The organism is Flavobacterium xanthum (assembly GCF_900142695.1).
Lineage (GTDB): Bacteria > Bacteroidota > Bacteroidia > Flavobacteriales > Flavobacteriaceae > Flavobacterium > Flavobacterium xanthum.
This window is the reverse complement of the sequence record NZ_FRBU01000011.1, coordinates 65,970-87,831: the sequence shown is the minus strand read 5'-3', so window position 1 is coordinate 87,831 and position 21,862 is coordinate 65,970. Positions and strand designations below refer to the sequence as shown.

General features: G+C 34.7%; 16 protein-coding genes. 4 read left to right on the top strand and 12 right to left on the bottom strand.

What is annotated here, in order from left to right:
- Positions 1-259: 259 nt before the first annotated feature.
- The 4 genes from BUC11_RS06680 to BUC11_RS06665 form a co-directional block, all read right to left on the bottom strand.
- Positions 260-3,025 carry a PD-(D/E)XK nuclease family protein gene (locus BUC11_RS06680; RefSeq protein WP_073352887.1) on the bottom strand — a complete coding sequence of 922 codons (2,766 nt, stop codon included), beginning with the start codon at positions 3,023-3,025 and terminating at the stop codon, positions 260-262.
- A 63-nt stretch (positions 3,026-3,088) separates the two neighbouring features.
- Positions 3,089-4,531: an OmpA family protein gene (locus tag BUC11_RS06675; RefSeq protein ID WP_073352886.1), complete on the bottom strand. Its 1,443-nt coding sequence runs from the start codon at positions 4,529-4,531 to the stop codon at positions 3,089-3,091.
- A gap of 112 nt (positions 4,532-4,643) precedes the next feature.
- On the bottom strand, positions 4,644-5,837 hold the full coding sequence (gene kbl, locus BUC11_RS06670) for a glycine C-acetyltransferase (RefSeq protein ID WP_073352885.1): 1,194 nt from the start codon (positions 5,835-5,837) through the stop codon (positions 4,644-4,646).
- 48 nt (positions 5,838-5,885) lie between these two features.
- Positions 5,886-9,527, bottom strand: coding sequence for a UvrD-helicase domain-containing protein (locus BUC11_RS06665; protein ID WP_073352884.1), 3,642 nt, complete (start codon positions 9,525-9,527; stop codon positions 5,886-5,888).
- A 231-nt stretch (positions 9,528-9,758) separates the two neighbouring features.
- Between BUC11_RS06665 and rbfA the strand changes: the two genes are divergently transcribed.
- On the top strand, positions 9,759-10,151 hold the full coding sequence (gene rbfA, locus BUC11_RS06660) for a 30S ribosome-binding factor RbfA (RefSeq protein WP_073352883.1): 393 nt from the start codon (positions 9,759-9,761) through the stop codon (positions 10,149-10,151).
- 3 nt (positions 10,152-10,154) lie between these two features.
- On the top strand, positions 10,155-11,354 hold the full coding sequence (locus BUC11_RS06655) for an ABC transporter permease (protein ID WP_073352882.1): 1,200 nt from the start codon (positions 10,155-10,157) through the stop codon (positions 11,352-11,354).
- Positions 11,355-11,357: 3 nt separating this feature from the next.
- Here BUC11_RS06655 and BUC11_RS06650 read toward each other — a convergent pair whose 3' ends face one another.
- The 3 genes from BUC11_RS06650 to dusB form a co-directional block, all read right to left on the bottom strand.
- Complete coding sequence (locus BUC11_RS06650; RefSeq protein ID WP_073352881.1) at positions 11,358-11,660, bottom strand: type II toxin-antitoxin system RelE/ParE family toxin; 303 nt, start codon at positions 11,658-11,660, stop codon at positions 11,358-11,360.
- Positions 11,650-11,883, bottom strand: a complete 234-nt coding sequence (locus BUC11_RS06645) for a hypothetical protein (protein WP_073352880.1) — start codon at positions 11,881-11,883, stop codon at positions 11,650-11,652. Before BUC11_RS06645 ends, BUC11_RS06650 begins: the two co-directional genes overlap by 11 nt.
- Before the next feature lie 73 nt (positions 11,884-11,956).
- Positions 11,957-12,949, bottom strand: a complete 993-nt coding sequence (gene dusB, locus BUC11_RS06640) for a tRNA dihydrouridine synthase DusB (RefSeq protein WP_073352879.1) — start codon at positions 12,947-12,949, stop codon at positions 11,957-11,959.
- Between the two features lie 296 nt (positions 12,950-13,245).
- Here dusB and lepA point away from each other — a divergent pair, with 296 nt between their 5' ends.
- The gene (gene lepA / locus BUC11_RS06635) at positions 13,246-15,042 is read left to right on the top strand and encodes a translation elongation factor 4 (protein WP_073209088.1); all 1,797 of its coding nucleotides are present in this window, start codon (positions 13,246-13,248) and stop codon (positions 15,040-15,042) included.
- A 77-nt stretch (positions 15,043-15,119) separates the two neighbouring features.
- On the opposite strand, the gene BUC11_RS06630 is transcribed toward lepA, so the two are convergent.
- Positions 15,120-16,052 (bottom strand): 1-phosphofructokinase family hexose kinase, encoded by a 933-nt coding sequence (locus tag BUC11_RS06630; protein ID WP_073352878.1) that lies wholly within the window; start codon positions 16,050-16,052, stop codon positions 15,120-15,122.
- A gap of 105 nt (positions 16,053-16,157) precedes the next feature.
- Here BUC11_RS06630 and thiL point away from each other — a divergent pair, with 105 nt between their 5' ends.
- A complete protein-coding gene (thiL, locus tag BUC11_RS06625; RefSeq protein WP_073352877.1) occupies positions 16,158-17,207 on the top strand; it encodes a thiamine-phosphate kinase in 1,050 nt (349 codons plus the stop codon).
- Between the two features lie 70 nt (positions 17,208-17,277).
- On the opposite strand, the gene BUC11_RS06620 is transcribed toward thiL, so the two are convergent.
- The 4 genes from BUC11_RS06620 to BUC11_RS06605 all read right to left on the bottom strand — a co-directional run bounded on the left by BUC11_RS06620 (position 17,278) and on the right by BUC11_RS06605 (position 21,402).
- Entirely contained in the window at positions 17,278-17,973 is a 696-nt protein-coding gene (locus BUC11_RS06620) for a response regulator (protein WP_073352876.1), read from the bottom strand.
- 19 nt (positions 17,974-17,992) lie between these two features.
- Positions 17,993-20,017 carry a tetratricopeptide repeat-containing sensor histidine kinase gene (locus BUC11_RS06615; protein ID WP_245793794.1) on the bottom strand — a complete coding sequence of 675 codons (2,025 nt, stop codon included), beginning with the start codon at positions 20,015-20,017 and terminating at the stop codon, positions 17,993-17,995.
- A gap of 106 nt (positions 20,018-20,123) precedes the next feature.
- Positions 20,124-20,411 carry a 3-oxoacyl-ACP reductase gene (locus BUC11_RS06610; protein ID WP_073352875.1) on the bottom strand — a complete coding sequence of 96 codons (288 nt, stop codon included), beginning with the start codon at positions 20,409-20,411 and terminating at the stop codon, positions 20,124-20,126.
- 178 nt (positions 20,412-20,589) lie between these two features.
- Entirely contained in the window at positions 20,590-21,402 is an 813-nt protein-coding gene (locus BUC11_RS06605; RefSeq protein ID WP_073352874.1) for a LytR/AlgR family response regulator transcription factor, read from the bottom strand.
- Positions 21,403-21,862: the final 460 nt, after the last annotated feature.

Sequence of the window (21,862 nt, the reverse complement as noted above, 5' to 3'; positions counted from 1 at the left end):
AAAAAGCAAAATTCATTAGAAAAGTGTAGATAAACAACTGTATTTTTGAGATTCCGTTGTTGTAATAAAACAAGTATTCATTTTTAGCATTTACTTCTTTTATCAAAAGGCTAATGAAGAAACCAAAGATAATAAGTACGTATTTGAAGGTTTCAAATCCTCCAAAAACCCATGCCAAACTGCTTATTGACAGGTTTATCGTCAAATTGCTTTTGTAAAACTCGAAGATGTTGGCTAATTTTCTGATTGGGAATTTTATTTAAATTATTTTCTCTTTAAAAGGAATATTTTGATCTAAAATTTCGCTTAATAACAGTACCATTTGTTCTAGATAATTTCTTAAAATTTCTTCATTTATAATCGAATTTATCTCTTTGTCTTCTTTAAAATTGAACGGAAGAAAACCTGCTTTTAAATTCTTAAAAGAGATAATTCCAGCTTCAATTGGTTTTCCTTTCGCTTCATCTTCATACATATAAGCATACGCCAGCACCTGAATGATTTTATCGCTTTTAATATCTTCCGTTAATCGGTTCCAAGATTTCAGAGTAACGCTTGCTTTTTCTACTTTCCCAGTTTTATAATCAATAATTCGGATGATTCCGTTGCGCTCTTCAATTCTGTCCACATTTCCTTTTATCAATACGGGAAAAGGCAAATTAGGATGATTTAAAGTTCTTCCAAAAGTTTGTTCTAAAGCTAGAATTTTTATCGCATCGCCGTTTTTAATACTTTCTAATTCCACTTTTAAGAAATTAGAAACATTTCGTTTGGCTACTTCAAATGCTAATAAATTTCTACCTTTTTTGATTTCACCTTCTTTGTACACTAATTTAAATTGTTTTAGAACCTCAGCGTCTATTTGTTTGAAACAATTTAGAATATCACTTTCTAAAATAAATTTACCAATAAATGGTTCGTATAAAACCTTCAACGTTTCGTGAATAATGGTTCCCAAGGTGTTCAAGGCGATATTCTCCTCGACTTCTTCGACTTCACTGATGCGTAAAATCTTTTGGAAATAAAATTGAATCGGATTCCGAATATAACTCGTCAATGCCGATGGAGAAAAGCCTTTTTCGGTAATTTCTTTCAGTCGTAACATCACGCTTTCCGATTTAGGGATATCCATCGGTTGATACGCTGTTTCGGGCAAAACAGCATTATAAATTTCATGAGTAAGGGCATGATTTTTTAGCTTTTCAACTTCCAATTGCGTTATGAATCGGCTTTTTTCACCGGCATCTAATCCCTCACTTTCCGTATTATAAAGCAAGTAAATATTTTTGGCACGTTGTAATAAATGATAGAAATGGTAGGTATAAATAGCGTCTTTTTCTTTGAATGTCGGCAAACCCAGTTCGCGTTTCACATCATACGGAATAAAGGAATTTTGTGATTTCCCAGCCGGAAATTTCCCTTCATTCATCGAAGTGACAATAACAGTATCAAAATCCAAAACACGGCTTTCTAATACTCCCATAATCTGCAAACCATTCAACGGTTCTCCTTCAAAAGAAACTTCAGCCAAATCAATTACTTGTTTGTAAATGGCATAAAGCGTTTCTATTTTATCGATGTGTTCGTGTTTCGAATAGTAATTAATCAATTTATTGATGACTTTGAAAATCGCAAAGACAAAAGCTTTTGTGATTTTTTCTTCTTCATTGTCGTTGCTTAAGTTTTCTTTTATAGTTTGCAATAATCTAGAAATAGTTTCCAATACTGGTATCGAACCTTTTTCCCATTTTTGGAATAATAAAAGAAACAATTCGCTTGGAATTACATTCAATTCCATCAATTTTTGATGCGTAATAAAAGTATAATTATTTTGATTGATGGTCTGAACAAGGGCAGTCGTTTTAGCATACGGCTCTACTAGTGGATGCGTCAAAATATCCAACACATCTTTGTAATACAACACATAACTTTTGGCATTTCTTGATAATGCATTTGTGTGCATTTTGAATAACTTGGCAATCAAAATTTGAGCTGGATTGTTCTTGCTGGAGTATCCCATTGTAATATTCAAGGCACCAACGCTTGACGGTAACGAATATAAAAGCGGCACCAAAAGATTTTCTTCGCCCAGAACCACAGCCACTTTATCCAGCTTGCCGATGGGATTTTTATTGATGACATTCTCGATAATACTTCCGGCTATTTTGGCTTGACCAATAGTTTTTGGTGTACCAATAACCTGAATATTTTTAATCTGCGAAAAATCATCTACAATCCATTCAAACGGATGCAATTTATAGTGCTTCCAATTTTCTTTAAAACGCCTAACAAACAATCCTGCATCGTGATAGGGATCATTTAAAAAAGTTTGATCTACATCCCAATATATTTTAGCTTGGTCAGCCGCAATAAGGTGCTGTATTATTTTTTCTTCGGCAGCATTTAATGCATTAAAACCAGCAAATACAAATTGTTTCTCTTGAACAGAATTCGTAAAATGATCTAAGTTGTTAACTGCCTCTCGATAAATCAAGCCTTGATACCCTATTCCTTTATTCAGTAAATGTGTATAAAGGGATTGATAGTAATTGGGCAGTAATTTCCAAAAATCAATATATTTTTCTAGTAAAGGAGTTTTATTTTCGACTTCAATTCCCCATTTTTTGATATCTTCAATATCTTTCAGATACGAAAGCACGTGAGAAGGATCTAATAAATAGCGGTCAATTTCATTAAAGTCCTGTAGTAGTGTTTTAGCCCAGTTGGCAAACAACTCAAAGGATTGTTGGTTTGCTTTATCGGTAATAGATAAGTAGACTTCATAGAATTCAAATAATAGTTCAATAGGATCTACGGTCCGAATACCGGCAATATTTTGTACAAAATCTTCAATACTTATAATTTTGGGAGAAAGTATATTTGTGGTAACTTGATTTTTTAACGCCTCAATTAGAAATATTTTAGCTCGTTTGTTTGGTAAAACTACAATCGTATTGGAAAGATTGCCTAAATAATTTTCAATTAATACTGAAGCTATTTTATCTAAAAAAGAAGTATTTGTCATTCTATAAAAATAAAAAAACGCCCCGATAAATCGAGGCGTTTTCTAAAAATATTTCGAATAAAATTATTTTTGTAAAATAACTTCTGTTCTTCTGTTTTTAGCTTTGCCAGCAGCAGTTTTATTTGTTTCAACTGGACTTCCTTCACCAAAACCAACAGCATTTAGGTTTTCACCTTTAATACCTCTTTCTAATAAAGCTTCCCTAACTACGTTAGCTCTATCTTCAGAAAGTGTTTGATTGTATGCATCTGAACCATCGCTATCAGTATGTCCTTCAACACTGAATTTAGCATTAGGGTAGTTTTTAAGAATATTTGCCATAGCATCTAATCTAGCTGGAACATCACCAACTTTGAAAGTAGCTTTACCTGAATTAAAGTAGATTGCTCTAGCTTGAATTTTAAGGTTATCTAACGCTTCAGTAGTTACTTCAGGACATCCTCTGTTGCTAGCTGGACCAGCTACAGTAGGACAATCGTCATCTTTGTCTAATACACCGTCTCCGTCAGTATCAGGCCAAGGACATCCACCATTTTCTTTAGGACCTGCAACAGTAGGACATTTGTCATCTTTGTCAGCAATTCCGTCACCGTCAGCATCTGGACAACCGTTCAATGCAGCTAAACCAAAAACAGTAGGACAAGCATCATTTTTATCAGCAACACCATCTCCGTCAGTATCAGGACAACCGTTTAATGCAGCTAGACCAAAATCATTTGGACATTCGTCAGCACTATCTTGAATTCCATCTCCATCAGTATCAGGACAACCGTTGAATTCTTTCAAACCAGCAACTTCTGGACAAGCATCATCTTTGTCGTAAATTCCATCACCATCAGTATCTTTTCCTCCAAATTTGAAGATAAGACCAGCAGTGTGTTGAAAAAGAGAAGGAGCATCTGGAGTAGCAAAATCAACATTACCTTCCGTTCTATCACCAAAAGCTTTTTTGTATCTTGTAGCAAGTTCCAAACCTACATTTTCAGAAAACCAGAAAGTCAAACCTGCACCAGGATTGAATGTTCCAAAACTACTATCTCCGAAGAAAGTATAACCTCCACCAACAGATAAAGACGGATCAATAACTTTAGATTTAATTAGGTTCATGAAGCTATATTTGATAGTAGCATCAACACCATAATACATTAAATCACCTGGATTAGTAACTAAATATCCACGATCATCACGACCTGGAGTCGCAGGAGAAAACGTTACAAATTTATCTATTTTGTTCACAGTTCCAGAAAGACCGAAAGAGAAATTATCTCCTACGTATCTAGAAACGCTTAAATAAGATACAGATGGAAGAATATTCCAATTTTCTTTAACCGCAAAAGGTTGAGAAAAATGACGATCAAGCCAGTTATGTCCTCCCTCTGCACCAGCTTTGGTGTCAACGGCATTAACTCCAAAAGCGATAGCCCAAGGATTGTTACTGTCTTGTGCGTGAGAGCTTAAACCCATCACCATCATCACAGCAACTAAAATTTTGTTAAGATGTTTCATACTTAATTTTTTTAATTACAATTTAGTTAATTATACGCAAAAGTAGTACGTAAATTTTAAACTACAAAATTAAATGTTAAAAAAAACCTTCTTACACAGTCAAAAGTGGGAATTATACAACATTCAGGGCTTTTCCAACCTCAATAAATGCCTTTATTGCCTTATCTAAATGAGCTTGTGTATGCGCTGCAGACAGTTGTACTCTAATTCTCGCCTTGTCTTTAGGGACTACTGGAAAAAAGAAGCCAATCACATAGATCCCTTTTTTTAACAGTTCATCAGCCATAGTTTGTGATAATTTTGCATCATAAAGCATCACCGGAACTATAGCAGAGTCCCCATCAACGATGTCAAATCCCGCATTTTTCATTCCTGTTTTGAAATAATTGGTATTCCACTCTAGTTTATCGCGTAACGTGGTGTCCTTTTCTAATAATTCAAATACTTTGATGGAGGCACCTACAATTGCAGGAGCTAGGGAATTAGAAAACAAATACGGTCTCGATCTTTGACGCAATATTTCGATAATTTCTTTCTTGGCAGTCGTATATCCGCCCATAGCTCCACCTAACGCTTTTCCTAATGTTCCGGTAACAATGTCCACACGTCCCATTACACCTCTTGCTTCCAACGTTCCTTTTCCAGTAGCACCAATAAAGCCAGCAGCATGGCATTCATCGACCATCACCATCGCATCATATTTATCTGCTAAATCACAAATTTGATCCAATGGCGCTACTACTCCGTCCATTGAAAAAACACCATCAGTAACAATCAATTTAAAACGAGTTCCAGCTTCTGTAGCTTTAATTAACTGTTGTTCTAAATCTTGCATATCACTGTTAGCATAACGATAACGAGCAGCTTTACACAATCGAACGCCATCAATAATAGAAGCATGATTCAAACTATCCGAAATAATGCAATCTTGCTCTCCCAATAATGGTTCGAAAACTCCGCCATTCGCGTCAAAAGCTGCTGCGTAAAGAATCGTATCTTCTGTTCCGTAAAATTCAGAAATCTTCTTTTCTAATGTTTTATGAATATCCTGTGTTCCACAAATAAAACGAACCGACGACATACCGAAACCATGCGAATCCAAGGCGTCTTTTGCAGCCTGAATCACTTCCGGATGCGATGACAATCCTAGGTAATTATTGGAACAAAAATTTAAAACAGTTTCTCCAGTTGAAATAGTAATTTCTGCTCCTTGAGGCGAGGTAATGATTCGTTCCTTTTTAAAAATTCCGTTGTCTTCAATGGTTTGTATTTCTGCTTGAAGATGTTCTTTTATTTTTCCGTACATTTTTTATGTTTTTAAAGTTCAATTTTTGCGAATAATTCATTTTTCAGGTTACAAATTTACTACATCGATTTCTTTTCCGATATAAATAAGTGCTTTTTTTACCACTTTATATCCCATTAATTCAATTGCACTTTGGTAATTTTCCAATTGCAATTGGTATTTTGAATTGTGCGTTCCCGTTTTATAGTCCAGTAAAAACACTTCATTATTTTTAGTCAGAACCATTCGATCTGGCTTGATGGTTTTTCCTTGCTTTTGAATGATGGTTTGCTCGTTCCATACTTCATTCCCTTCAGCAAAACAAATCTCTAACTCCCTGTGATTTACAATTTCCTGAATTGTATTAAAAACTATTTCTTTTTGAGCAAAAGTGATTAATCCGTCTTCAATAGATTTTGTAATTGCCAAATCAACATCATTTTTAGTTTTTACAAAAGATAAAATTTCATGAATTATATTTCCGTACTCAATTGCTTCCTGCTGATGCGTTCCCCACATTAAAGCTTCTCGCTGCGCAATTTTTATATTCTTTGGATTCAGAATTTCCGCAACCAAAGGAATTCTTTTAGAAGTATCAACGTGCTTTTTATTTGTTGACAGTTTAGTCTCTTTCCCAAATTCATATTCTATCTGATCTGCCTTGAATACGTTTTTACTTTCCAAATAATTGATGAAAAAGGTACACATGTTGTTTGTAGGAACTTCCCCTTTTCGAGATAAATTCATATTGGAAATCACATATAGTTGTTCTTCAGCCCGAGTTAAAGCTACATACAAAACATTAATATTGTCCAACAATTCTTCCTGCTTTTTTTGATTGTAAACCCCAGCAGCTTCTTCTCCAAACCCTTCTACCGCACTGCTATTGTCAATTAAAACCTTTGGCAAACCAAAATCCTGCTCCTCAGCATTCAGCCACAACTTATCTTTTGGCTTTCTATTATAATCTTCCTCGGCAAAAGGAAAAATCACCACAGGAAATTCCAATCCTTTCGATTTATGAATCGTCATAATCCGAACGGCATTAGTCCCTTCGGGAGACGGAATACTGAACTTCTCTGCATTTTTATCCCAGAAATTTAAGAAATCTGAAATTCCTGCTTGGTTACGAATGTCACGCTCGAGAACGATGTCTAGGAAGTATTGGACGTAGGCATTCCCCACCCCAGCCCTCCCCGAAGGGAAAGGAGCCATAACCGGAGAAATAGAATCTTGAAAAACTTCTTGACTTACCAATTCCTTTTTTATTTCTTTTAAAACTTCGGAAATACTCTTTATGACTTGCTCATTAGTAAATCGAATCACTTTATAACCTAATATTTTTAGAGTTCGGGTTCTATTCTCATCTAAATCAATCTGTTCATCAGAGAAATGGTAATCACCATCCACTTCAACAATCAATTTTTTTGACAAACAAACAAAGTCAACAATAAAATCATCTATCAAATGTTGTTGCCTGAATTTATACTCTTCTAATGATTTAGATTTAAGCTCCATCCACAGAATTTTTTCAGCAGACGTTGGCTCTTTTGTCTTCTCTTTTGCTTTTTCTATCAAAAGATGAGAATAATTTCCGCCTGTCATGTAGCCTAATTTATCCACACCGTTAACCGCTTCGTCACCCTTTCCTCTGGAGAGGGCTGGGGAGAGGAACTTTGCCACTATAGTTTCTACAGCTTCATACAATGATTTTTTTCGAATGTTTTGAAACGAAAGTGAAACATCAAAACTCATCAACCAGTTTTCAAAATCCGTTTCTTGAAACAACGACATTCCTTTGGCAATAAAATCATGAACGGGTAATTTATCCTGACTGTTTTGAGCTAAATATTGAAGAAAGTTTGCTTTGGATTCCAAGTCAGAACTATTTTTCAAATATTTCAATAAATGAATAATCAATCTAACTTCCGTCGCATTTTGAATCATTAACGTTTCTGATGACAACAGCGGAATTTGTTGTTCAGTCAAATAAGTAGCAATCGCAATTCCTTGACTTCGTTTTCTGGTCAAAATTACAATGTCTTTGTATTCAAAGCCCTCCCTAATTACTTTTTGAATGGTGTTTAGTGTCGCTAAAACATACAATTCTGTTTTATCCAACGCCTCTTCCTCCCCCAAAGATTCGGGATTAACATCTGTTTTTTCTACTTTTGGAATGAAAGAAATATTTACATAACCGCCCTTTTTATCATTCAACTTCTGATGACTGTGATTGGCATATAAATCTTTATAATCTAAGTGCTCAAATTCATTCGACAGCATTTTAAAAAAATCATTATTGAATTCAATTACCTGTGAATACGAACGGTAATTTTTATCTAAATGTTTGAGAACTTTTTCCGGATTATTAAACGGATTTTGGTCTTTACTCAGATCTATAAATTGCTCTGCTTTGCCGCCACGCCATCTATAAATAGATTGTTTTGGATCGCCAACAATCATCAAAGTCCCCTTTTCACCATCAATTTCGCTAGATGTGGCATTATCAATTAATGGAATCAAATTTTGCCATTGCATTTCGGATGTATCCTGAAATTCGTCTATAAAAAAGTGACGATACCGTTCTCCCAATCGCTCGTATATAAAAGGAGCGGGTTGGTTTTGAATTTCCCTATGAATTATTGCATTAAATTCGGAAATAGATAGCACGTTTTGCTCGCTTTGGATTTTTGCCAATTCATTACTAACAGTGTTCAACAACGACAAAGGCGTTATGTTTTTTAGGAAAGCTTTGTAGAAATCTCTCTTTTCGAAAGTTTTATAAATAGTAGCTACTAGTTGAAGTAATTCAGGAATTATGTTTTCTATAATCGCTCGGTCTTTTGCCGTTTTATTGATTTTTATATCATCGTATTCGTGATACGTTTTGTTTTTTGGATTGAATTTCCCTTCTTGAATGCTGATCAAATGTTTTGGGAAATATGCTCCAGAAAATGACTTACTATCAATTCCATTTTTTTCTATTAACAAAAGGGCTTCCTCTGCAAAGGCTACACTTTCTTTCTCCAAAACTTTACAGGCCTCGTTCAATTTTGCTTTAATTGCTACAAAATCAGCTATTGACTTGTCATGGAAATGGGTAATTTCGTTTCGGTTATTTTCGTTTAAAACCAAACGACCGGTATCAAGAATTTCCCGTGAAATATCCCATGATTTGTCATCATCGGTTTTTTCCATCGTGAAATCAATCAATAACTTTGTCAATGTTTCATCTTCTCCGGCTTGAGCGATTATGGCATCAACGGCTTCTACCAACAAATTTTCAGTATCCAAAGTAACTTCAAAAGTCATAGGCAACCCTAAATCATGAGCAAACGCGCGAATTACTTTGTGCGTGAATTTATCAATAGTCGAAATATCAAAAGCGGCATAATTATGAATGATATGCTTGATGATTTGTTGTGATTTGGTTTTTATTTGAATAACAGAAAGTGCTGTATCCACTGCCAAATCCTGCATTAAATCTACTGCTTTTGAGCTTGGTTCGTCTTTGGCAAATTCAGAAAGACTGCCTACGATGCGGCTTTTCATTTCGTGTACCGCTTTGTTCGTGAAAGTAATGGCGAGAATATTGCGATACGCGTCATTTTTCTTGGCAACAAGAATAATTTTTAAATATTCTTTGACTAATGCATAGGTTTTTCCGCTACCTGCCGATGCGTCGTATATGGAGAAGGATGGTCTTTGCATTAAGATTTTTGATTAACGATTTTAAATTTCTGATTTCTGATTTAAGATAAGCTTTCTAATTTCCTAAATCTCCTAGCCCTGATGGAAACGACATCCTTTCTTGCCGGTTTTCGGCAGGAAAGATATAGTGAACAGCAGGAAATAGCTCCTAAAAACACAACTATTTACAGGTTACTTTTAAAATTTGTCTTGAAACTTCGGGATAAACCTTAAAAGTAGTATTTTTGCAGCATGGAAACAAATAGACAGAAAAAAATAGGTGGGGTGATCCAAAAAGATTTGGTGGATATTCTGCAAGGTGAAGTGAGAAAAAACGGAGTTAGTAATTTGATAATTTCGGTGTCCAAGGTTGTTGTTACTTCAGATTTATCTGTAGCGACGGTTCATTTAAGTGTTTTCCCTCAGGATAAAGCAAAAGAAATTTTAGAGGCAGTAAAGTCGAATTCTAAAACAATAAAACATGACTTATCACAAAGAGTGCGTTTGCAATTGAGAAAAGTGCCAAATTTGGTTTTCTTTATTGACGACTCTTTGGATTACATTGAAAAAATTGACAATGCCTTAGCAAATAGAGACAATCCTATAGAAAATAGAGACCTTTTGGACAAACGCAGATTTCAATAAAATTTGAATTTCCCCCTTTACATAGCCAAACGCTACATTCTTAGCAACAGTAAAAACAACGCTATCAATATCATCAATCGCATTGCCAGCATGGGAATTATTGTTGGTGCAATGGCTTTGTTTGTGGTTTTATCTGTTTTTAGCGGACTAAAAGTTTTTAGTCTTTCGTTTACCAATGACATTGATCCCGATTTAAAAATAAGCAGTATTTTAGGGAAATCCTTTCTTATTTCTCCAGATCAAGAAAGTAAAATTAAGAAAATTGAAGGTCTTGCATCCTATACCAAAATTATTGAAGAGCGGGTTTTATTCACTTTTGATGGCAAACAGGAAGTCACGTATTTGAAAGGTGTAGATGCTAATTTTAATCAAGTAAATGCTATTGAAACCAAACTTTTCAACGGCCAATGGTTGAAACCAGATACGTATCAAGTGGTAGTGGGCTACAGTATTGCTCAAAAATTTTCGATGGGATTGTTGGATTTCAATCGTCAATTAGAAGTTTTGGTTCCTAAACCAGGAAAAGGTGCTATCGAAAATCCCGAACAAGCTTTTAACAAAACGGATGTAATACCTGTTGGGATTTATGCCATTAGTGAAGACTTGGATTCTAAATATGTTTTTGCCGATCTAGGTTTGGCTCAGGAATTATTGGAATATAAAACCAATCAGGTTTCGGGAATTGAAATCAAAACGAAAACTGGCGCTGATGAAAGTGCAATTACAGAACAACTTCAAACTATTTTCAATAATAAAATTACCGTAAAAAACAGAGCGCAACTCAACGAATCGCTTTATAAAATGTTGAATACAGAGAATATTGCCGTGTATTTAATATTTACTTTGGTGATTGTCGTGGCACTTTTTAACTTGATTGGCGCGTTGATTATGATGATTTTAGACAAAAAAGGAAACCTAAAAACCCTTTTTAATTTAGGAACCGAAATCAAAGATTTACGTAAAATATTCTTGCTACAAGGTACTTTATTGAGTGTTTTTGGCGGAATTATCGGGCTGGTTTTAGGAATTATAATCGTTTTGCTACAAGAATATTTTCAACTAATTATGATTACACCCACTCTTGCTTATCCGGTGATTTTCTCTCTCGAAAACGTATTGATTGTCATGGGTACGATTGTCACGCTTGGCTTTATTGCTTCCTTAATTGCCAGTAGTCGCGTGAGTAAGAAGTTGTTGGAGTAGGAGTTATACTATTTTAGACAACTTGTTTGGAATGTCCTCTTTAGTATGCCAAAAAGCCAAAATAGAAACTTCACTATTTTCCGAGATATAGTACAAACTATAAGGAAATCTGTCTAACCAAAATATTCTGATTTCAAAATAACGGCACTGAAAATTTTCAGGATTTTCAGCAATAGCATTGAAGCCAAATCGTATTTCTTTTTCAATTCTTTTTGCTAAAACCTTATTTATTAAAGCATAATACGCAATTGCATTTTCAATTTCGATAGCGGCATTAGTCTTTAAGATGAGTTTGTTATAACCCATATTTAGATTTTAAAGAATCTAAAAAGTCAAGTGCATCTACTCCAGATATCGGATTTTCTTGATGTTCCAATACTCTTTTGTCTAGTTCTCTTTTTTGATTTTCTGATAATGTAACGGGTTCGATTTCGTACAATACAAAATTCTTCACTTTCTGAATGATAGAAGCATCATTAATGTTTTGAAGTAAATCAATTAAAAAAGATTTTTCGGTTTGAATACTCATAATCAAAATTATTAATAACAAATATAATAAAACTTATCTACAACTAATTGTCTTTAACTTTTATGTAAAAAATCTAAACCACCTCGTAACCCACATACGCATCTTCGATTTCATTTAAGGCAGCAAACAATTCTTCCGGACGATCTAGTGTAACTAACTGTTGTTTATGAGGCTTAAAAGAATGAATTCCTTTGAAATAATTGGTGTAATGCGGTCGTGTTTCCACAATTCCTAATCGTTCGCCTTTCCATTCCATAGCCCAAGTTAAATGGTTTCGCACGGCTTCGACTCTATCGATAACTGTTGGCTTCGCTAAATGCTCTCCTGTTTTGAAGTAATGTTTGATTTCGTTGAAAATCCAAGGATAACCAATTGCAGCGCGACCAATCATGATACCGTCAATACCGTATTCGTTTTTATATTGCAATGCTTTTTCAGGGGAATCAATATCACCGTTACCAAAAATAGGCATCGTAATTCTTGGGTTGTTTTTTACTCGGGCAATATGCGACCAGTCAGAATGACCTTTATACATTTGGGCTCTTGTTCGCGCGTGAATGCTCAAAGCAGCCACGCCAATATCTTGTAAACGCTCCGCAACCTCATCAATATTAATCGAATTATCATCCCAACCCAAACGGGTTTTTACGGTTACTGGTAAATGGGTACTGTCTATAACGGCTTTTGTTAAGCGAATCATTAAATCAACATCTTTTAAAACTCCAGCACCGGCTCCTTTACAAACGACTTTCTTAACTGGACAACCAAAGTTGATATCAATTATATCTGGGTTTACGGCAGAAACAATTTTGGAGGACATGGCCATAGCTTCTTCATCGCCACCAAAAATCTGAATTCCCACAGGACGTTCGTAGTCGAAAATATCTAATTTCATTCGGCTTTTGATGGCGTCGCGGATTAATCCTTCGGAAGAAATGAATTCAGAATACATCATATCGGCACCATGCATCTTGCACAATCGACGAAAAGGTGGATCGCTCACATCCTCCATAGGAGCTAGAAGTAAAGGGAAATCAGGTAATTCTATGTTGCCAATCTTGACCATCTGCTTTATTTTTGTGCAAAATTACAACTTTTAGGTGAACCACCGAAAGCAGGAAGAGAAAAGACTTAGTTATAAACCTTTTAGTTTGTAAATCTAAGCTTTGAAACTATTGATTTTAACGTATATTTGCAGATTAATTGTCGTACTGACGGGTTTTCGCGTGAGGGATAGTAGTGGAAATCCTTTTCCTTTTTTCTTTAAAAAGGAAAAGATTGTAGCGGAAAGCCCGACCCTTGTGGTCACGCCCACGCTTCGACTGTGCTCAGCATGACATATAAATTTGATATAAACGGAAAATGAAACATATAAGAAATTTTTGCATTATTGCACATATTGATCACGGGAAAAGTACGCTTGCGGACCGTTTACTTGGGGCGACTCAAACGGTTACGGCTCGTGAAGAGAAGGCGCAATTGCTGGATAACATGGACTTGGAACGCGAACGTGGAATCACGATTAAGAGTCACGCGATTCAGATGGAATATACGTATAAAGGACAGGAATACATCCTGAACTTGATTGACACTCCGGGACACGTGGATTTTTCGTATGAGGTTTCTCGTTCGATTGCAGCCTGTGAAGGTGCGCTTTTGATTGTAGATGCCGCACAAAGTATCCAGGCACAAACGATTTCAAATTTGTATTTGGCTTTAGAAAATGACTTGGAAATTATTCCGGTTTTGAATAAAGTGGATTTACCAAGCGCCAATCCAGAGGAAGTAAGTGACGATATTATTGATTTATTGGGATGTAAATTGGAAGATATTATCCATGCATCTGGAAAAACAGGTTTTGGTGTCGAAAATATTTTGGCCGCTATTATCGAAAAAATTCCACCTCCATCAGGAAATGTGGATGAACCATTGCAGGCATTGATTTTTGACTCACATTACAATCCGTTTCGTGGAATTGAAGTTATTTTCCGTGTGAAAAACGGACAGATTAAAAAAGGGCAGAAGATTAAATTCATGGCTACGGGAAATGAATACTTTGCAGACGAAATTGGTACTTTAAAATTGAATCAAGTTCCGAAACAAGTCATTTCAGCAGGTGATGTTGGGTATTTAATTTCAGGAATTAAGGAAGCCAAAGAAGTAAAAGTAGGAGATACGTTGACGGATGCAAAAACGCCAACAACGAATATTATTAAAGGTTTTGAAGATGTGAAACCAATGGTTTTTGCTGGAATTTATCCTGTAGATACTGAAGATTATGAAGAGTTGAGAAACTCGATGGAAAAATTACAGTTAAACGATGCTTCGTTGGTCTTTCTACCGGAAAGTTCTGCAGCTTTAGGTTTTGGTTTCCGTTGTGGATTCTTGGGAATGTTACACATGGAAATTATCCAGGAACGTTTAGAGCGTGAGTTCAATATGACGGTTATCACAACAGTTCCCAACGTTTCGTATTTGGCTTACACCAAAAAAGATCCTACGACACCACTTATTGTAAATAATCCTTCGGACTTGCCAGAACCATCGCGTCTAGACCACGTAGAAGAACCTTTTATCAAGGCTACGATCATCACAAAATCCGATTATGTTGGAAATGTAATGAGTTTGTGTATCGAAAAACGGGGTTTGATTACCAATCAAACGTATTTGACAACAGAACGTGTTGAATTGACTTTCGATATGCCGTTGGCTGAGATTGTATTTGATTTTTACGATCGTTTGAAAACGGTTTCTAAAGGATATGCTTCGTTTGATTATACGCCAATTGGAATGCGAACTTCTAATTTAGTAAAAGTAGATATTTTATTAAATGCTACCATTGTTGATGCTTTGTCCTCTTTAATGCATGCTGATAATGCGTATTCCATTGGTAAAAAAATGTGTGAAAAGTTGAAAGAATTGATTCCAAGACAACAATTTGACATTCCTGTTCAAGCAGCGATTGGAGTAAAAGTAATTTCTCGCGAAACGATAAAAGCGTTGCGTAAAGACGTTACCGCCAAATGTTATGGTGGAGATATTTCTCGTAAACGTAAATTATTGGAAAAACAGAAAAAAGGGAAGAAACGTATGAGATTAGTTGGAAACGTTGAGATTCCACAAGAAGCGTTTATGGCTGTTTTGAAATTGAATGATTAGATTTTTTAGTATTAAGATTTAAGTTTAAAGTATTAAGAAGATCCTGATAATGTAAAAATTGTCAGGTTTTTTTGTTTTTATTTATTCTTCAACCATTCAAACAATCGTTTTGCATCTTCGCCTTTAAACAATTGGGTTCCTTCATTCATCGTTGCTGCTGATCCACAAGCAACTCCCCAACGAATGACTTCTTTCAGACTTTTATTTTGCGAAAGCGCCCAAACCATGCCACCAACCATACTGTCACCGGCACCAACAGTACTTTTCTTAGCAACATTAGGAGCAGGAACACATTCATAAGAATCTTTCGTTACCAAAACTGCACCTTGCGGTCCAAGAGAAACGACTACGATTTCGGCACCGCCTTTGGCAATGATTTGTTTGGCGGCTTCATTTACTTCTTCTAGTTCCAATCGTTCTATGCCAACCAGTTTTGCGAGTTCACCTACATTTGGTTTAATCATATAAACCCCAACTTCTAATGCTTTTTTTAATGCATCGCCTGAAGTGTCCACAATTAGTTTAGCATTTGATTTTTTTGCAATTTCTGCAATTTTCGAATAGAAATCATCGGACAAACCTTCATTCAAACTGCCACTAGCTACTAAGAATTTTGGTTTTAAAGCTGCTATTGTTTCAAGTATTCTATTGCTTTCCTCTTCGGAAATTTTCCCGCCTGTAAACCCAAATCGGTACTGTGAATTCGTGTTATCATCTACAGCAACAAAACTTTCTCTGGTCCAACTCTGAACGGCAACGGCTTCATAAGCAATCGATTCTTTTGCAACTAAATCTTCCAGCATTTTACCTGTTGGTCCGCCAGATGTAAAAACCGCTAATGAATTTCCACCCAGACGGGAGATTGCTTTAGATACGTTGATTCCGCCTCCACCAGCATCAAACCGTGGTTCCTCACATCGTATTTTCTGTTCTGGGACTAATCCTTTAAAATGAGTGCTCTTATCTAAAGCTGAGTTGACTGTTATAGTAACGATATCAAATGATTCCATTGTTGATGAATTTAATAATTTAAAGATGCGAAAAAATGGCGAAAATTGATACAATTCGAGGCGAATATTTCTTTGTATATTTGCAACTTCAAAACAATAAAAATAATGATCGAAGATAAAAGCCCACAACGTACAAGTATTGCCCAATTAGGAGAATTTGGATTGATAGACCATTTGACAAAAAACTTTGAAATCAATCAGCCTTCTACTTTAAAGGGGATTGGGGATGATGCTGCCGTTTTGGATTTCAAAGATAAAAAAGTAGTTGTTTCTACAGATTTACTGATCGAAGGAGTACATTTTGACTTGGCTTATATGCCGTTAAAACATTTGGGCTATAAAGCTGTTGTAGTCAATGTTTCTGATATTTGTGCGATGAACGCCAAACCAACACAAATCACGGTTTCTGTAGCGGTATCCAATCGTTTCCCATTGGAAGCATTAGATGAATTGTTTGCAGGAATTACACATGCAGCCCGTGAATATAATGTTGATGTTATAGGTGGCGATACCACTTCCTCACAAAAAGGATTAATTATCAGCATTACTGCTATTGGTGAAGCAGATGAAGAAGAGATTGTGTATAGAAACGGTGCCAAAGAAACTGATTTATTAGTGGTAACCGGTGATATTGGTGCTGCGTATATGGGATTACAAGTTTTGGAACGTGAAAAGCAAGTTTTTCAGGTAAATCCAAATTCACAACCTGATTTAGATGCATATACGTATTTAATCGAACGTCAATTGAAGCCGGAAGCCCGCAAGGATGTTCGAACTTTATTGCACGCTTTAGAAATAAAACCAACTTCAATGATTGACATTTCAGATGGATTATCATCAGAAATTATGCACTTATGCAAACAATCTAAAGTAGGTTGTAATTTATATGAAGATAAATTACCTATTGATCCAACATTTATTAATGTTTGTGAAGAATTCAATATCGACAGTACAACGGTGGCCATAAACGGAGGTGAAGATTACGAATTGCTTTTTACCATTGCCATGGAAGATTTTGAAAAAATCAAAGCAAACCCAAATTTCACTATTATTGGTCATATGACACAAGAAAGTGAAGGCATCCATTTAGTTACGCGAGCCAACACCAAAATTGCTTTAAAAGCACGGGGTTGGGATGCCATTAGCGAAGAATAAACTTTGAAAAAAGAAAAAACGACACTTTCTTAAATGTCGTTTTTTGTTTTTTATTTGAATTTCAAGAGTATTAAAAAAGTAATCCTTTATTTTTAGCTTCTCGTACCAAGTCCGTATCACTGCCTTCTTCTATTTTCAATAATTCTTTTAAATTTATTTTCCTTCTTTCTATTGCACCTAATGAAATTGGAATGTACTGTGTCATATCCTTTAAAGTCGTGCCTTTAGAAATGTGAAATAAAATTTGTTTGTCAAATTGGTCTATTTCTATAGCATCTGCTTCGGATTGATTCAACATTTTAAGGACAGATTCACTGTAATATTTTTCATTTTTTATAACCTTATCAAAGGCAAAAAGCAATTCATCAAAAGTTAAATCGTTTTTTATGACCAACCCGTTTGGGTTTATGGTTTTAATAATTGTTTTTATCTTCAGCAACTCTGTGTACATGGTAAGCAAAATAATTTTGCAATTTGGCATGTATTCAGACAGTAATTTGGCTAAATCTTCTCCGGAAAAAATGCCTTTTTCGTCATAAGGAGGCATGCTAATATCTAAGAAAGCGATATCAAACGGAGCAGTGGCGGGATTTGTAATAATGCCATAAGCTGATTCACAGTCTTTAGCTTGCGTTATAACAAATTCAAATTCTTTAGGATTGTATCTTGTGATTGCATTTTTATACCCTTCAATAATAAAAGGATGGTCATCAACAATTAGTATTTTATTTTTTACAGTTTCTATAGTAGCTAAATCACTCATCATCTTCTCTGGTTTACTTTTTTTACTCTATGGGCAAGGTAACTGTTATGATTGTTCCTTCTCCTTTTTTTGATTTTATATCGACAACTCCATCACATTCATTGGTTCGAAACAGGATATTTTGTAATCCAATTCCTCTCTTAGCTGTTTTCACATTAAAACCTATTCCATCGTCGCTCATTTTCAAAATCAGGTGGTCTTCCGCCTTTTTGAATTCTACGCGAATGATGTTCGCTTGAGCATATTTATTGATGTTTTGAAGCGATTCTTGAAGAATCCTATACAAATTAATTTTTACAGAATTACTTACGGCTTCCCATCTAATACCAGAATCAACAATTGAAATTAACTTTGATTTATAGGTCTTTTTTTGCTCTTCGAATAAGCCGTCAACAATGGCGACGAAGTTATTAATTAATTCCGACTTCTCTCTATTTAGATCATGCGAAATTTCACGAATGTCTTGCTCAATATTTTTCAATTCTGACAAATAGTTCGTTCGCTGGTTTACCGCCAGTTCATCTTGAAATCTATTCAATCCATCTAAGTTCATTCGCACACCAAACATTCTTCCCAAAACACCATCATGCAACTCCCTTGCCACTCTTTTCTTCTCTTCAATTCTGCCCGTTTCGATCGTATTCTGTTGTGAGATCATCAAATTGTAGATTTCTGCATTCGCATTTTGTTGCTGCTGCTTGAATAGCAACTCTCTGTTTTTTGCCTTTTGGGTTTTAATAACAAAAATAAACAATCCCAATACGCCTAAACCAGTAAAAAGAAACACTAAATTTCTATTTTGTGCTACTAAATCAATATTTTCGTCCTTTATTTGATCTGTTTCATACTCAATACGGGTAAACTTATCCCCCATTTTACGCTCTGCCGTTTGGAGACTATCATTAATGTGAATGTATTGTTTGGTGTAATTTGAAGCATTTTGGGGTTCTATTATTGCTAACCGTTTTAGTGCTGCTAATACACTCCTGTAATTTTTAGAACTCATAGATTCATTCAGTGCCTCCTTTGCATATTGCAATGATTTGACTGTATCTTTTTTAAAAGCAAAATATTCCGAAAGATGCATTTTATTTGCAATAATTCCAGATGTTAATTGCAAACTATCCCGAAGTTGAAGCGCTTGATAAAATAATTCAGGTAAACCGCTATCATCTCCCGTTTTAAATTTGGAATAAGCTAGATTGTCCAATAACATCGCATAAACAAAGGGCTTGTCTATTTTTAAATTTTCTTGTTTTAATCCCTCTCGGAAATAAGTTATGGCTTTATCGTGGCGATTCATATTTTGATTCACATATCCCATATTATTTAAGGAAGTAGCCTTTGATTGAAAGACAGCTGGGATGGTTTTATCATCAATACTAGCTAATGCTTTCGAATTGTATTCAATTGCTCGATCAAAATTTCCTAATTCACTACTTATTAACCCCAAATGATTATACGACTCATAGACGATACCGCTAGCCTTTTCTCCTTTTACCGCACGCAAAGCATTAAAAACCGCAACTTCACTACCTAAAAAATCACCTTCGTTAAATTGCAGTATTGCTTTATTTAAACGGGTTCTGGCCAGATTTTTAATATCATTATGCTGTAAAAACATCTTTTCGGCTTTAAAATAGTAGAGGAAAGCACTATCTGAAATTGCTTGTGACACATAAAAATCACCCAAATAGGTATAGGCTTTTGCTTTACTAATTGTATCCCTACTAATTATCGCTTTTTCTAAAATAATATCAACCGTTTTTTTAAAATCGACCCAATTGTCCATATTGTAATAGCGGTTGGCTACTTTAAATAAATTGACATTATTTAACGAATCATCGGATTGATTACTAATAATCGAAAATGCTTTTTGATTGAATTGTTCTCTTTTTTCTCGAGACAGATTAAAATCATTTGCGATTGAAAGATAATAAGAAAGACTGTCCTCGTTAGAACTGATAGTTGAGTTGAATTTATTTTTTTGAGTACATCCAAAAAAAACAAATAGTAATAGCAAAAATATAGTGTAAATATTTTTCAATAGTTCCCTTTGAATTTTATCAAAAATAGTAAAACTATTGACATAAAAAAAAAGCTGTCAATAAATTTGACAGCTTTTAGCTATTTTTAATAAAACTTTAAAATTTTTATTCGTCTACTTTTTTGTTTCCACCTGTCGCTCCTGAACCAATTAGATCTACTTTCTTATTTCCTCCAGTTGCGCCAGAACCTATTAGATCTACTTTCTTATTTCCTCCAGTTGCGCCAGAACCTATTAGGTCTACTTTCTTATTTCCTCCAGTTGCGCCAGAACCTATTAATTCTACATTACCATTCGCATCAATTAGCACTACAGGATCTGTTTTTGGAGTTGTGAATGAAGTCAATACCATTACTAAAGAAAATAAACCGATTGTTAAGATTGCTTTTTTCATAATTTGGGGGTTTTGTATTTTTGTTATTTGTTTGTTTGATTTAGAATCACATTAGCTGTTGAATTCTTTTGTAAAACTACACAGACAACATCAGTTTATTCTCTAAAAAACAGCGTTTATGGTAGAATGCGGTCGTTTAAGAGTGAATGACCGCCAAATTAAAGTAGATGACTGTTTTTTAGATTTCAAGATAATTTCCGTTGGCAAATTCAGAGATAATAAGGTCAATATTTACCTTGTACGATTTAGAAAAAGGAAGTTTTACAGCACTGTTTTTAATATAACAAACTGAATTTCCGCTATGAATTCTTGAAATATAATTGCGATTGACAATGTAACTGTTGTGGATTCTGATAAAGGGGTAGGACAACACCCCTTCAAAGTGTTTTAATGTCTTAAATGCCGTTATCATTTCTCCATTGTACAAATGAAGGTCCGTTGAGTTATTATCCGCTCGAAGGTAACAGATGTCTTTTGCATCGATGTAGCGATAATCCCCATAAGACTTAATACATAAAGTCAACGATTGACCTTGACTTACTGTTTCCTGTTGAGGCAGAAATACTGGCTTCACATCATTAAAAATAGGCTCATTTAAATCCTCTGCTTTTTCAACTTTCGACTTATTCAATTTTAAAGTTAATTTGATTAAATCGATACGCAACAACGGTTTTAATAAATAATCCGTAACTCCGTGTTGTATTGCATCAAAGGCTAGGTCTTTTTTGCTGGTTGTAACAATAATTTTAGGGATGACTTTTAAATACCTATGCAGTTCATTGATCAATGCCAAAGACAAATTACTGGCTGTATCTATAGGATCTATTTCTAGAAATACTAATGCAGGTGTGTGTTCTAATATCAGATTTAGTCCCTCCGAATAATTATTTGCGGATGCTAGAAATTCAAGCTCCGAAAAACGATCAGCAATGCCTTTTGTTTTCAAAACATCTTCTTGATTAGCATCAATAATAATGTACGAATAATTCATCAACAGTTTTCCAGGAATTGTTAGGCATTATCTTAAATAGCTGAAGCAAAACACACTTCAGAACATTAACTTATTAGGATAGATTTGAGAAATTATTAAATAAAAACTTGATATATTAGCTAAAAAACTCTTATTTAACATTCTAAAAATAAGCATTTAACCATTTTTCAATAAAGGTTGTTAATATGTTCTTAACAAATGTTGATACATTATGATGAAATGCAAATATATCCGATAAAGAGCATTTTTACTGTCTTACAAGAAATTGAAAATCGAAGATTTAGCGCCAAACCTACCTAAAAAACTGTGTATCAGGAATAAAAAAAAAGATCCGTTAGTAATTATTTCTTGTATGCACACTGCTGAGTAATGGCACTTTATCCCTTAAATAAAACTTGTCCGAATTAACATGTAAAAAAATTTCACAAAAAACACTTTTTTTACAAATTTATCTTACTTT